This is a genomic window from Hydrogenophaga sp., assembly GCF_048549895.1.
Taxonomy (GTDB): Bacteria; Pseudomonadota; Gammaproteobacteria; order Burkholderiales; family Burkholderiaceae_C; genus Hydrogenophaga.
This window is the reverse complement of sequence record NZ_JBLYYB010000026.1, coordinates 1-12926: the sequence shown is the minus strand read 5'-3', so window position 1 is coordinate 12926 and position 12926 is coordinate 1. Positions and strand designations below refer to the sequence as shown.

The 12926-nt window shown below is 64.3% G+C and carries 19 protein-coding genes; 2 read left to right on the top strand and 17 right to left on the bottom strand.

The window, feature by feature from the left end; genetic code table 11:
• Positions 1-1109 (top strand): molybdate transporter family protein (locus ACN4F8_RS02275; RefSeq protein ID WP_419472099.1); only part of this gene is annotated, 1109 nt, incomplete at its 5' end.
• A 7-nt stretch (positions 1110-1116) separates the two neighbouring features.
• On the opposite strand, the gene ACN4F8_RS02270 is transcribed toward ACN4F8_RS02275, so the two are convergent.
• Entirely contained in the window at positions 1117-1674 is a 558-nt protein-coding gene (locus tag ACN4F8_RS02270; protein WP_419472098.1) for an aspartate carbamoyltransferase, read from the bottom strand.
• 95 nt (positions 1675-1769) lie between these two features.
• On the opposite strand from ACN4F8_RS02270, the gene ACN4F8_RS02265 reads away from it, so the two are divergent.
• Entirely contained in the window at positions 1770-2402 is a 633-nt protein-coding gene (locus ACN4F8_RS02265) for a Crp/Fnr family transcriptional regulator (protein WP_419472097.1), read from the top strand.
• Between the two features lie 24 nt (positions 2403-2426).
• On the opposite strand, the gene ACN4F8_RS02260 is transcribed toward ACN4F8_RS02265, so the two are convergent.
• From ACN4F8_RS02260 to ACN4F8_RS02185, 16 genes are all read right to left on the bottom strand, one after another.
• Positions 2427-2858: a hypothetical protein gene (locus tag ACN4F8_RS02260; protein ID WP_419472096.1), complete on the bottom strand. Its 432-nt coding sequence runs from the start codon at positions 2856-2858 to the stop codon at positions 2427-2429.
• Between the two features lie 12 nt (positions 2859-2870).
• Positions 2871-3329: a rhodanese-like domain-containing protein gene (locus ACN4F8_RS02255; protein WP_419472095.1), complete on the bottom strand. Its 459-nt coding sequence runs from the start codon at positions 3327-3329 to the stop codon at positions 2871-2873.
• A 29-nt stretch (positions 3330-3358) separates the two neighbouring features.
• The gene (locus tag ACN4F8_RS02250) at positions 3359-4636 is read right to left on the bottom strand and encodes an MFS transporter (protein ID WP_419472094.1); all 1278 of its coding nucleotides are present in this window, start codon (positions 4634-4636) and stop codon (positions 3359-3361) included.
• A gap of 7 nt (positions 4637-4643) precedes the next feature.
• Complete coding sequence (locus tag ACN4F8_RS02245; protein ID WP_419472093.1) at positions 4644-5393, bottom strand: MBL fold metallo-hydrolase; 750 nt, start codon at positions 5391-5393, stop codon at positions 4644-4646.
• Between the two features lie 13 nt (positions 5394-5406).
• Positions 5407-5757: a DsrE/DsrF/TusD sulfur relay family protein gene (locus ACN4F8_RS02240; RefSeq protein WP_419472092.1), complete on the bottom strand. Its 351-nt coding sequence runs from the start codon at positions 5755-5757 to the stop codon at positions 5407-5409.
• Between the two features lie 12 nt (positions 5758-5769).
• The gene (locus tag ACN4F8_RS02235) at positions 5770-6423 is read right to left on the bottom strand and encodes an ArsR/SmtB family transcription factor (protein ID WP_419472091.1); all 654 of its coding nucleotides are present in this window, start codon (positions 6421-6423) and stop codon (positions 5770-5772) included.
• A gap of 56 nt (positions 6424-6479) precedes the next feature.
• On the bottom strand, positions 6480-7148 hold the full coding sequence (locus tag ACN4F8_RS02230) for a DsbA family protein (protein ID WP_419472090.1): 669 nt from the start codon (positions 7146-7148) through the stop codon (positions 6480-6482).
• On the bottom strand, positions 7145-7477 hold the full coding sequence (locus ACN4F8_RS02225; protein ID WP_419472089.1) for a YnfA family protein: 333 nt from the start codon (positions 7475-7477) through the stop codon (positions 7145-7147). Before ACN4F8_RS02225 ends, ACN4F8_RS02230 begins: the two co-directional genes overlap by 4 nt.
• A gap of 6 nt (positions 7478-7483) precedes the next feature.
• A complete protein-coding gene (locus ACN4F8_RS02220) occupies positions 7484-8107 on the bottom strand; it encodes an SCO family protein (RefSeq protein WP_419472100.1) in 624 nt (207 codons plus the stop codon).
• 5 nt (positions 8108-8112) lie between these two features.
• On the bottom strand, positions 8113-8769 hold the full coding sequence (locus ACN4F8_RS02215; RefSeq protein WP_419472088.1) for a DsbA family protein: 657 nt from the start codon (positions 8767-8769) through the stop codon (positions 8113-8115).
• Positions 8766-9182, bottom strand: coding sequence for a disulfide bond formation protein B (locus tag ACN4F8_RS02210; protein ID WP_419472087.1), 417 nt, complete (start codon positions 9180-9182; stop codon positions 8766-8768). Before ACN4F8_RS02210 ends, ACN4F8_RS02215 begins: the two co-directional genes overlap by 4 nt.
• Positions 9179-9739: a signal peptidase II gene (gene lspA / locus ACN4F8_RS02205; RefSeq protein ID WP_419472086.1), complete on the bottom strand. Its 561-nt coding sequence runs from the start codon at positions 9737-9739 to the stop codon at positions 9179-9181. The genes ACN4F8_RS02210 and lspA overlap by 4 nt, the downstream gene beginning before the upstream one ends.
• 59 nt (positions 9740-9798) lie before the next feature.
• A complete protein-coding gene (locus ACN4F8_RS02200) occupies positions 9799-10203 on the bottom strand; it encodes a hypothetical protein (protein ID WP_419472085.1) in 405 nt (134 codons plus the stop codon).
• Positions 10184-10570 carry a DUF3703 domain-containing protein gene (locus ACN4F8_RS02195; protein ID WP_419472084.1) on the bottom strand — a complete coding sequence of 129 codons (387 nt, stop codon included), beginning with the start codon at positions 10568-10570 and terminating at the stop codon, positions 10184-10186. Before ACN4F8_RS02195 ends, ACN4F8_RS02200 begins: the two co-directional genes overlap by 20 nt.
• Positions 10554-11210: a cation transporter gene (locus tag ACN4F8_RS02190; RefSeq protein ID WP_419472083.1), complete on the bottom strand. Its 657-nt coding sequence runs from the start codon at positions 11208-11210 to the stop codon at positions 10554-10556. The genes ACN4F8_RS02195 and ACN4F8_RS02190 overlap by 17 nt, the downstream gene beginning before the upstream one ends.
• Before the next feature lie 266 nt (positions 11211-11476).
• Positions 11477-12926 (bottom strand): copper-translocating P-type ATPase (locus ACN4F8_RS02185; RefSeq protein WP_419472082.1); only part of this gene is annotated, 1450 nt, incomplete at its 5' end.

The window sequence follows — 12926 nt, the reverse complement described above, 5'->3', positions numbered from 1 at the left end:
GCGCGCTGGGCGACCTGGGCACCCTGCTGCCCTTTCTGGTCGGCTTCATCGTGCTGGCCGGTGTGCACCCCACAACCATCTTGCTGGCCTTTGGCCTCTGCCTCATCGCGGTCGGCTGGCGCCTGGGCATTCCCTTCCCGGTGCAACCCATGAAGGCTGTGGGCGCCGCCGCCTTGGCCAGCGCGGTGGTGGGTGGGCAGGCCATGCCGGCCGTGCTCGCGCTGGCCGCGCTGATCACCGGCGTGTTCTGGCTCATCGCGGCATGGAGCGGCCTGGCGCGCTGGCTGGCCCGACACGTGTCGCGCGACGTGATCCACGGCGTGGTGCTCGGCCTGGGCATCGCGCTCATCGTGGCCGGGCTGCGGCGTATCGAAGGCGATCTGGTGCTGGGTGCGGCCTCGGTGGCGCTGGCGCTGGTGTTGCTGGGCCGTGGTGGCTGGCTCACCATGCCCGTGCTCATGGCCGTGGGCTGGGCCGTGGGCTGGGCCGTGGGCGGCTGGCGCCAACCCGAGCTGCTGCAAGCACTGGCCAGCGAACCGTGGGCACTGCACCTGCCCGCGCTGCAGTGGCCCGCGTTCAACCAACCTGGCGTCTGGCTCGCCGCCATCGGCCTGGCCGCCGCGCAAATACCACTGACCTTCGGCAACGCCATCCTCGGCATCGTGGCCGAAACGCGGCGGCTGTTCCCCGCCGTGGCGCTGGACGAGAACCGCGCCGCGCGCGGCACCGGCCTCATGAACCTGCTGGCCGGCGGCCTGGGCGCGCCGCCCATGTGCTTTGGCGCCGGCGGAATGGCCGCGCTGGTGGCGTGTGGCGCACGCACCGGCCGCGCACCCATCTTCCTGGGCAGCGTGTTGCTGCTCGCGGGCCTGTTCGCCAGTGGTCAGCTCACCGCCCTGCTGAACCTGCTGCCCGCCGGCACCTTGGGCGCCATGCTGTTCGTGGCCGGCTTCTCGCTCACCATCGGCACCGCCGGCAGCTCGCGCGACAAGGAAGCCCGCGCCGTGCTGCTCACCACCGCCGCCGTGTCGGTGTGGAACGCGGGGGTGGGTGTGGTGGTGGGCGTGGTGCTGGAGGCGGGGTTGAGGTCGAAGCTGCTGCGGATTTGAGTCCGCTTCAGGGTTTCTTCATGTCGCCATGCCCAGCGTGGCCCGCCATGGCGTCCTTGCCGTGGTCGGTCAACTGGGCATCAAACCACTGGTGCAGCGCCGACACGAGGGAGGCGTTGCTCGTGGCGTAGCTCAGCTCGGCGCCCTTGTCGATGTCTTTGTAGGTGATGACGATCTGACCTGGGCGGGCGGCCTTCAGTTCGGCCAGACCGGGCATGTCCTGCCCGTGAATGCGTGTCGGCCCAGAGAAGTCGCCCTTGAGAAACTGGTCGCGAATCTCCTGCAGGTGCAGACGCGTCAGCCTCACCTGCTCGGCGTCGCGGGCGTCCTTGACCACCACCTGTTGAACACCGCCTTGTGCCGTCTTGGTGAAGATGTGCGTGGTCGCGCCAAGGCTGAAAGGCATGACGCTCTTGCCACGTTGCGCCACATCTGCCTGTCGCTGTCCGGGCGCCATGGTGGCCATGTGGGCGCCGTGGTCCATTCGGGAGTGATCCATGGCCTGGACGTTGACGCCGCCGACGCAGGTCAGAAGCACGAGCGACGCGATGGTGGTTTTGAGCATGTCTTGTTTCCGGATTGAACGTGTGTTGATGAAGGCGATTGTCGGAACGAGGCGACGACGCGCATATGATTTGAATCACACGCTCCTGCATTCACATGACCCTGCCATCCACGTTGCCCGACACGCTTCGGAAGTTGCTCCCTGGCAGCCTCACGGCCTTGGCGTCCCACGTCGAACTGTGCAAGGGCGAACGTCTTTTCCTGCAACGCCAGCGCCCCAGGCGCATGTACTTTGTGGTGGGGGGCGAGATAGTGCTGGAGCGCATGGGCGAGCAGGGGCATGCCCTGGTGCTTCAGCGGGTTCGCCAGGGGTTTCTGGCCGAAGCCAGCCTGCATTCGGGGAGCTACCACTGCGACGCGTTGGTCACCGTGCCGGGTCGGGCGGTTGCGCTGCCCATCGAGCCGCTCAAGGCCGCGCTGGCAGCAGACCCTGAGTTCGCCTTGCGCTGGATCGGCATGCTCAACGCCGAGGTGCGCCGCCTGCGGGCGCAGTGCGAACGCATGTCGCTCAAGGGTGTAAACGAGCGCCTGCTGCACATGATCGAGACCGAAGGCGTGGATGGCCGTCTTAGCACCGCGTCCGGCCTCAAGTCTCTGGCCACCGAACTGGCCGTGAGCCACGAGGCGCTCTACCGTGCCCTGGCAGGACTTGAGAAGGCGGGCGTGATCTTCCGCGAACCAGGCGGTATCGCGCTGCAGCGCGGCACACGGCATTCACCACCGGTGTGATGCGTGGCAGCGCCTGGGTGACGGTTATTTGCCCTTGATGCTCTGCTTCAACGCCTCGAAGCTGCTGTTCACAGCAGGGGCCATCAGCAACCCCGACTTGCCTTGCTTCGTCACCCCTTCGACCTCGAACCGGTCGGCCAGCTCGGTGTACGAAATCATGCCGTTGAGCTTGCCCCCGCTCTGGGCAATGTTCTCGCCGCCAAACCAGACGATAGGCGCCTTGGTGCCGGCGGGCATGAACGACACCGGGTAGATGAGGATGGGCACCTTGTAGGTGTTGGCCAGCTCTGCGGCAACCTGGATGTTGTTGTTGCAGCGCAGGCCGGGTGGGTCGTTGCTGACCAGAGTCAGCACTTTCCGGCCGTCGATCTCCAAAGGCCCAGGGGCCGTCTGAGCCCAGGAGACCGCGCTGTTGCTCACCAGAGCGGCCATCAATGCGAATGTACGGATATTCATGGTGCAGAAACCTCAGCTCTTTTTTGCGGCACGTGCCTGGGCGTTCATGCCGCCGCTGGCCTTCCATTCGTTGTAGCCGCCGTGCAGCAAGCGCACGTTCTCGTAGCCATCCATGCGCAGCGCCATGGCGACCTGGCCCGCGAACGAGCTGGTGTTGCAGTAGACGAGGATGGTCTTGTCCTTGGGCAGTTTGGCGCGCTGCGCGAACACCTGGCGCCATTCGATGTTCATGGCACCCGGAATGTGGTCCTTGGCAAACTGCGTCGCGTCGCGCACGTCCAACACGAGCAGCTTCTTGTAGTCCTCGGCCGCCAGTTGCTCCGCCATGATGGTGCCGCTATTGGCGTCCGCAAAATCGAAGTAGCCCTCCAGCGCGTTGATGGTGGCCTTGTCGGCCTGGGCGTGTACCGCCAGCGGCAGGCAGGCAGCAGCCGCAAGTGCCAGGGTCAAGGTGAGTCGGCGCGTGATCATGGTTGTCTCCAGAGAGTGGTTGAGGGAAATCAGGTGGCGGGATTGAGGCGGGGATGGGTTTCTTCCCCCCAGTGGAACAAGACGGCGCCGGACAACAGCATGGCCACGGCAACGAACCAGAAGGCGCTCTCGATACGACCTCCCAGCGCAGCGGCTGCACCTAACCCGAGTGCCCCGATGCCGTAGCCCAGGTCGCGCCAGAACCGGTAGATGCCGATGGCCGATGCGCGCCAGTTCGGGTGGGCGATGTCGGCCACGGCGGCGCTCAGGTTCGGGTACAGCATGGCCATGCCCAGGCCGGCGATGGCGGCGGAGGCGCTCCACCACAGCGAACCCGTGCCCAGCGGCATCAGGGCCACGCCTGCGCCGCACACCCACATGCCCCAGGCATTCAACAAGTGCCTTCCAACACGGTCCGAGAGACGGCCGGTGAAGAACTGCGCGGCACCCCATGTGAAGCCGTAGATGCCGACGATCCAGCCAATGCCCGGCAAGCTCACGCCCTGCTGGTGCAGATACACCGGCCAGAACGCCCAGACCAAGGCATCGACGAACTTCTCCACCAAGCCCGCCTGGCAGATCGCCGCCATGCGCCGGTCGCGCCAGCTCATCAGGGCGAACATCTCTGCCGTCGATGGCTTTTCGCTAACCGCCTTTGGATACCGCGGCATGAGCACGGGAGCGCCAGAACCAGCGTGGCGTTTCACCTCGTCTCGTGCCCATGGCAGTGTCTCGGAGATGGAGAGCCAGGACAGCACGGAGGCCAGGCCAATGACGACCATGCCGAACCACAGCAGTCCCTCTCGCGGGCCGAGCATGGACGCGAGGTAGCCCGTGACGACGCCAGCGATGGCCACGCCAACGTAGCCCGAGAATTCGTTCAAGCCGATGACGAGACCACGCTGGTCGGCGCGCGTGATGTCCAGTTTGGCCGTCTGCGTCATCGACCAGGTGAGGCCCTGGTTGACGCCCAGCAGCACAGTGGCAAAGACCACCCACGCCCAGCTGGTCGCGAAATAGATGAGCAACGGGATGGGCAAGGCGACCAGCCAGCCCAGCAACAGCACCCGCTTGCGTCCCATCTGCTCGGCAAGGCGTCCTGCCACGAAGTTCATCGTTCCCTTGACGAAACCGAAAGCCACGACGAAGGCTGCGAGCAGCATGAACGAGCCGCGCGGCACGCCGAATTCGGACTCGGCCAACGCTGGAACGACGTTGCGCATCATGCCGATGGTCATGCCCACGAGCAGCACCTGCAGCAGCTGCTGCAGGAACTGACCAAGGTTGGCGCGGATGCCGAACTGCATGCCCGACTCAGGCGATGGCGGGAACCACACCGCGCAGGTTCGCCTCGACGATGCGCGCCATGTCCTCTGGCTGGGGCGGTATCTCAGCGGTCAGCGCGGTGACAAAGGCCTCCCGTGACATCGACAACATCGGGTTGAAGCGTTTCTCAAAACCAATGGTGGACGCCGGCTTGCCAGACAGCCCTGCGCCGCAGGCGCTGCCGGCCTGGTGGCCCGGATAGATCTCCAGCTCGGGGGGCAGCGACAACAGCCGCGACTGCAGCGTGTCGTACAGCTGCGCGGCCATCTCGCGTTCCTGCCCTGCCAGGTCGGGGCGGCCGACGGCGCCCACGAACAAGGTATCGCCGGTGATGACGAACCAGGGCTCATCGCCTCGGCGCAGGTCTCGCACCGCCAGGCAGACGCTGTCCGGGGTGTGCCCGGGTGTATGGATGACGTCGACCACGACGTTGCCCGCTTCCAGGCGCTGTCCATCGCGCAGCGGCGAAAAATCGAAGCCCACGCGTCCGATGTTGCTCTCGTGGAGGTGGTACGCCGCCCCGACGCGGCGCGCAAGCTCGGGCCCACCCGAGTAGTGGTCGGCGTGCACATGGGTGTCGATGACGTGAACGATGGGTGCGCCTGCTCTTTGCGCTTCTTCGATGAACCAGTCCTCATCACCAGCGACGACGTCCACCGCGACGGCCTTCTGCAAGCCGGCACAGCCGAAGAGATACGAGAGCGTGGCGTTGGCGGCCGGCCGTTGGCGAAAGAACATGGTGGTCTCCTGGTTAGAACACCAGGGCCTTGTCGGCCCAGGCTGTCCAGTGGCTGAGTTCGTCCAGGGTGCTGCGGTGCGCACCCGGAATGAGGTCGTCGGCAGCGATGCCGCGTGCGTCCATGCAAGTGCCGCAGACGCCAATGACGCCACCATGCTTCACCAAGGCGCCCGGCATCACTTCGAGGTTGTAGAAGCCAGATGGCACCTTCTGCTGTTTGTGGGCGGCGGCAGCAGCGTCACCAATGTGGAAGACTTTGACCTCGTGGCCATCCTGCCGGGCCAGCGCGCCGGCCAGGCGGGCACGGTTGTAGGTGCGCTCGCTTCCGTAAGGTGCGTCGTTGAGAACCAGAAGGCTCTTCATGGCGTCCTCAAATCATTGGGTGACTGGCAAACCTCGTGCCCGCCATTCGGCCACCCCGTCGGTGAGGTGAAAGGCCTGGTAGCCCTTCTTGCGCAGCAGCTCGACGGCGTCCTTGGCCATCAAACAAAACGGACCGCGGCAATAGGCCACCACCGGGACGTCCTTGGGCAACTCGGCAATGCGTTTCTTCAGTTCATCCACAGGGAGAGAGCGTGCGTGAGGGAGGTGCGCCACGGCGTATTCATCCTCAGGCCGCACATCCAGCACCAGCACCTCACCCGCAGCGGCGCGCCGCAAGATGTCTGTTCGGCTGACACCCTGCAGGTCATCCCCGTGCTCGACGATGGAGGCAAGTGCCATCTGCAGTTCGACCAGGCGCTCCTCGGCGGCGGTGCGCAGGTTCACCCACAGGTCGGCCACGCTGGTGCTGGCCAGCCGGTACAGGACGTACTTGCCTTCCTTGCGGGTATCCACCAGGCGCGCCAGGCGCAGTTCCTTGAGATGGGCACTGGCGAGCTTGACACCGATCTCGGCCTGCATGGCCAACGTCTCGACAGACTTCTCACCCTGGCAGAGCAGCTCGATGAGTTCCAGCCGTTTGGGACTGGCGACCGCTTTGCCAATGCGGGCAACTTGCTCATAAAGATGGTTCTTGATTTCTCTCATGAACACATTCTAACGATTATTGGAATGTATTCCAAGTCACGGTTTGGAAGCTCATATCAGCGCGATGGAAGCTTGCGGACGCTCTCCACCTCGCTCTTTTCCAGGTCGTGGAGTGCCTCTGGATCGGTCGATGACAGCGGCTTTCCATTCACGAAGAAGGTGGGAGTGGCCCGGACACCGATCGCCTTCAGGTCCGCGACGTCCTGCGCCAGCAGAACATCCACCGAACCCGAGGCAATGTGCTGGCGTGCTCGTGCCACGTCGACGCCGACAGACTGTGCAAGTGCCCACGCGCGGTCGATGGTTTTTGCGCCCTGCGCAGTCCACGCGCGCTGACCATCCAGCAAAGCTTCGAGCACGGGCTCGAACTTCCCCTGCGCACGCGCCGCCTCAAGAATCTTCACCGCCTCCACGGAAGTCTCCCTGTGAAATGGTGTGTACCGAATCACCAAACGTGTCTCTCGTGGAAAGGCCGCCAGGATCTGCTTGACCTGGGGATGAAAAGCCTTGCAGGCTTCGCACGCCGGATCGAAGAACTCCACGATGGTGACCGGTGCGTCCACAGCACCCATGACGGGCGAGTGCGGCCAGACCATCGCACCGGCTTGCTCTGAAGCCTGCAATGCCGCAGCCTGCAGGGTATGGCGCTGATAAAGAAAGACTGCAGCTGCAAACGCCACGAAGGCGGCCAACGCCGAGAGAAAAACAATGAGGCGGCGGTTCATGCTCGAGGCTGGAACGCGATGATCGCCATGCCCGCCAAGGTCACGGCCACGCCCACCACATCCCAACTGCTCGGGCGCACGCCGTCCACCGACCACAGCCACCCCAGCGCCACCGCCACATAGACCCCTCCGTAGGCCGCATACACCCGGCCCGACGGCGCGGCGTGCAGGGTCAGCAGCCAGGCGAACGTGGCGAGACTCAAGGCGGCAGCGGGCAGCAGCCACCACCCGGAGCCCTGCCCGCGCAGCCACAGCAGTGGCAAGTAACAACCGACGATCTCGGCGATGGCGGTGACGAGGTAGAGCAGCAGTGTTTTCATGGCAATCAATCGGAGTCAACCCTCCATGGATTTCAACAGTGTGAGGATGTCTTCGGCGATCACGCCGGGTTCGGTGCCATAGCTGGAGAACAAGCGCACCCGGCCTTCGGTATCAAACACATACTTGCCCGCCGAGTGGTCCATCGTGTACGAAGTCGGTGTGCTGCCTTCGGCCTTGCGGTAGTAGATCTTGAAACTGTCCGCCACGGCCTTGAGTTCAGACGGCTCGGGGCGCAACGCCAGAAACGTCGGATCGAAGTTGGTCATGTACTCCTTGAGCAGTGGCAGCGTGTCGCGCTCCGGATCCACAGTGATGAAGAGAACCTGCAGTTGCTCGCCCTGATCGCCCATGAGGCGTTTGACCTCGGCCAGGGTGGTCATGGAGGTGGGGCACACATCGGGGCACTGCGTGAAGCCGAAGAACACCACCACCGCTCTGCCGCGGAAATCCGACATGGTGCGCACCTGCCCGGTGTGGTCGGTCAGTTTCAGGTCTTGAGCAAACGCGGCGCCGGTGATGTCGGTGCTCTGGAAAGTGGGGGCTTTCGGCGAACAACCGGCCACGAACCCGCCAGCGACAAGCCATGCCCCGCTCAGTGCAAGCACCTTGCGTCGGCTGGGAGGAGATGTGAATACCATGTTGGTCATTTCTTCGCCTTGGCCACTTCTTCTGCCACCAGGGCAGCCAACTGTTCAGGCCCAAAACTCGGCAGGCTGCGACCGTTGACAAAGAAGGTGGGCGTCTTGGTGACTTGCAGCGCGGTGAGGTCTTCAATGTCTTGCTGCAGCAGCGACTGCATGCCTGGCTTCTCGATGTCCTGCCGTGCTTTGACGAGGTCCAGCCCGGCCTGCTCGGCCACCTTGAAAGCGGTCTCGATGTTGGGTTTCCCATGGTCGGCCCAGGCAGGCTGCGCTGCCAGCACCGCTTCAAGCACCATCTGGTACTTGCCCTGGCTCTTGGCGGACTCCAGCAGCTTGACCACCCGGTCCGATCCCTGGTGGAACGGTGCGTAGCGGATCACGAGCCGCACGTCGTTGGGGTACTGCGCCATCAGGTTCTTCACGATGGGATAGAAGGCCCGGCAGGTCTCGCAGGCCGGGTCAAAGAACTCGACGATGGTGACCGGCGCGCCTTGGGGGCCAAAGACCGGTGAGTGCATGCGCACCAGACGGGTCTGCTCGGCCTTGACCTGCACTTCCTGGGCGGTCTGCACCCGTTGCTGGTAGGCGTTCATGCCCAGGTAAAAGAACAGGGCAACGATGGCCACCAGGCCGATGACGGTGATTTTCTTGGCGTTCATGAACGGGTCTTTCTCAGGTAAACAAAAAGCAAGATGACGATGGCAATGAAGGCTGCGAGCGACAGCCAGGGAATCTGGATGCCGCCCAAAATTTCCAAACTCTGTTCGCTGCATGAGGGACCGGTGCCGCAGGGCACCCACCACTTCGGTACCCACCCGGCGATCAGCGCAGAGTGGTAACCGGCCATGGATGTACCGCCCAGCGCCAGCGGTAGCGCGTAGATGGCACCTCGCCGGTCTTCGGCGAATGCGGCCATGCCCAGGATTAGCGCCAGCGGGAACATGAAGATGCGCTGGTACCAGCAGAGCAAGCAGGGCGTCATCCCCATGACTTCGCCAATGAAAACCGCACCCAGCGTGGACACCAGGGCGAAGGCCCAGGCGGCCATGATCCAGAACCAGCCGCGCTTCATGAGGGGGACTCCTCGGGGGTCTTGCGCAGCGTAGAGCGCGGCGGTGATTTCAGTGATGCGAAGCACCAGACCAACATGGAGCACACGATGAAGACATCAGCCAAGTTGAAAGCTGGCCAGTGGATGCTTCGCCAGTGGAAGTCGAGGAAATCAACCACGGCCCCGATCTGGACGCGGTCCACGAGGTTGCCGCCGCCCCCGCCCACCACAAAAGCGCCCACCCACCGATCCAGCGACTCGGCCTGTCGGGCCAGGCACACCACAGAGACAACACCCACTACCAGCGCTGTCACGCCGATGAAAAACCACCGCTGCCAGCCTCCAGCATCGGCCAACAATGAAAAGGCCGCACCCGTGTTGAGCACATGCACAAAGTTGAACCACTCGGTCACCTTCACGGCTTCACCGAGTTCTAGGGTGCTTGAGAAATGCGATTTGCTGAGTTGATCAACCAACAGAAGCACCGCGACGGCAGCAAGCCACGTCCATCGCGGGTGTCGCTGAATCCAGCGAGCAGTCATGAGAGAGTCCTTCCAAAACGATCCGGGAATGGCCACCGTGTGCAGTGGCGGCCACTTGAAGCCAGGGGATCGGGGAAGATGTGCCCGTCAATTCGTCAGACGGACCGGTTCAGCCCCGAGCTTTTAGGGGCGGACCATTGAGGGCGGTAGGGTCGCTCGTGCCAGGGCGGCAGGATCAGTTCGACGAGATGTTCGACCCGCTCGATGCCCGCAGGGTCGGCCATGGTCGCTGCAGTCGCCGTCACAGCGGCTGCGCAGTTGGCATGGCAGGTTCCACAATCCAGATCGAACCCCAGTCCGTTGGCGGCAAGATCGTCCGTGCCCTGAACCGGCGACAGATGCGTGAGCTTATGGTGCTGGGCTTGGAGCCCTTGGGACACCGCAACGTGGCCGCAGCACTCGGTCGCCGCTGCTGCAGAGAACTGCAGCGGCAGCAGCGTGAGCATCAGCAGGACCAGGAACAAGCGCATACGCGAGATTTTAAGCGGCAGGCGTTTCACCGGCGCGTGCACGGGCGATCAGGTCGGCCAGTTCCGGGCGCACTGGCAGCGGCTCGAAGGCGCTCACGGTGGATCGGCCCGGGTTGCCCAGCGGCAAGCGCCCGCTCAAGTGACCCAAGGGCACCAAGGCCAGCCGGAGCACCTGGCCGGCAGTCTCTGGCCAGTCACGCGTGCGCCAGGCCAGTCCCAGCATGTGAGCGTGCGTCTGCAGGTGCGGTCTGAGGTGGAGCTGCCCCACCACATGTGCGGCCTCCAGATACAACCACGCCTGTTCGGTGACACCCGCCGCACTTGCCTCGCGCATCAGTCGGGCATGGGTCGTCTCGTCGAACCGGGGAGATGACAGTGGGTCAATGAACGTGGCCATGGTGATCCCCTTCGGCGCTGTCGTCGCCCAACTCCCCGCGCGCCTGCCGCAACACCGTCCAGCCGCCGTGCAGGGCCAGCGCCGCCATCAGGCTGGCCACCAACAGGTCGGGCCAGGCGGAGCCGGTGCCGAACACACCGAGCGCGGCCATGAACACCGCCACGTTGCCGATGGCGTCGTTGCGCGAGCACAGCCACACGCTGCGCATGTTGGCGTCGCCTTCGCGAAACGCGTAGAGCATCCACGCCACGGCCACGTTGGCCATCAGCGCCAGCAGCGCCACCGCGCCCATGGTCATGGCTTGCGGCACGCCGCCGTGCCACACCGCCCACACCGCAGCGCCCAACACATAGAGGCCAAAGCCCATCATGCTCACCGCCTTCAGCATGGCCGCGCGGGCGCGCCAGGCCAGGGCAGACGCCAGCACCGCGAGCGACACCGCGTAGTTGAGGGCGTCGCCCGCAAAGTCCACCGCGTCGGCCAGCAGCGAGAGGGAACCGGCCTGCACGCCCGCGCCGATCTCGATGAGGAACATGGCGGCGTTGATGATCAGCGCGATCCACAGGATCTTGCGGTAGCGGGGCAGGTTGACGAGGGTCTCGGGCTTGGGGGTGTCGTGGTCACAGCAATGAACGGACATGGTTTTTCCTTTCGATGCCCGTATTGGAAACCCTGGAGCCGCTACAGTGTCAATGACCACCAGAAAGTGGGGGAAAGACTTGCGCAGTCGAGGAGTACGGTCGCCCGCAGCTACGGCGATCTGGCATCGACAACGCTGACAGCGTCAGTGCCGTCGGAGGCAACGTGGACGGTGTCTGCCGACGCAGAAAGACCCAGACCGAGCCAGCCGCTCGGTCTTCGCCGCAGTCAAGATCGGTTTCAGATGATTTCAGCGGATCCGACGCATCATGGTTTGGCGCTCCGCAAACGCAGCGCATTGCCGATCACCGACACCGAGCTCAAGCTCATGGCCAGCGCGGCAATCAACGGCGACAGCAGCCAGCCTGTCAGGGGATACAGCACGCCGGCCGCAATCGGGATGCCCAGCGCGTTGTACAAAAAGGCAAACATCAAGTTTTGCTTCATGTTGCCCACTGTCGCTTCGGACAGCGCGCGTGCAATCGCAATCCCGCGCAGATCGCCTTTGACCAGCGTGATCTGCGCACTGTTCATCGCCACGTCAGTCCCGGTACCCATGGCCACACCCACATCCGCCTTGGCCAGCGCCGGTGCATCGTTGATGCCGTCGCCTGCCATCGCCACCATGCGGCCTTCCTTTTGCAGCCTTTCCACCAACCGCAGCTTGTCGGCTGGCTTGACCTCGCCGTGCACCTCGTCGATGCCCAAGCGGGCTGCAACAGCCTTGGCCGTGGTCAGTCCGTCACCGGTCGCCATCACGATGCGCAGACCGGATGCCTTGAGCGTGGCCAAGGCTTCCGGCGTGCTGGCCTTGACCGGATCGGACACCGCCAACAGGCCCATCAGCTGTCCATCAACCGCCAGGTGCATCACGCTGGCACCTTCTGCGCGCAAGGCCTCGGCCTGCGACACCAGAGCACTAACCGATACACCGATCTGCTCCATCAGCGTGGTGTTGCCCAACGCCAGTTGACGTCCGGCCACCTGCCCGCGCACGCCGATGCCCGAGCCGGATTCGAAGTTCTCGGGTTTGTCCAACGACATGCCGCGCTCGCGGGCGGCGCGCACGATGGTGTCAGCCAGTGGGTGTTCGCTGCCCTGGTCAAGGCTGGCGGCCAGGCGCAGCACCTCATCGGCATCAAAACTGGGCGCGGGAACGGCACGCTCAAACGTAGGACGGCCTTCGGTCGGCGTTCCGGTCTTGTCGATGATGAGGGTGTCGATCTTGCGCATGTTCTCTATGGCGGCTGCGTCCCGGAACAACACGCCGTGCGTGGCGCCGCGACCGGTGGCGACCATGATGGACATGGGCGTGGCCAGGCCCAGCGCACAAGGACAGGCAATGATCAGCACGGCCACCGCGTTGATCAGGCCGAACACCCAACTCGGCTCGGGACCGAACAGACCCCAGCCAAAGAAAGTCAACAAGGCAATGCCCACCACAGCGAGGACGAAATAACCCGCCACCACGTCGGCCATGCGTTGCATCGGCGCTTTGGATCGCTGGGCCTGGGCCACCATCTGCACGATCTGCGACAGCATGGTGGACGCGCCGACGCGCTCAGATCGCATCACCAGCGCGCCACTGGTGTTCAGCGTGGCGCCGATCACCTTGTCGCCCACGCGTTTGCTGACGGGCATCGGCTCGCCCGTGAGCATGGATTCATCGATTGAACTGCCCCCCTCCGTCACCTCACCGTCCACCGGCACTTTTTCG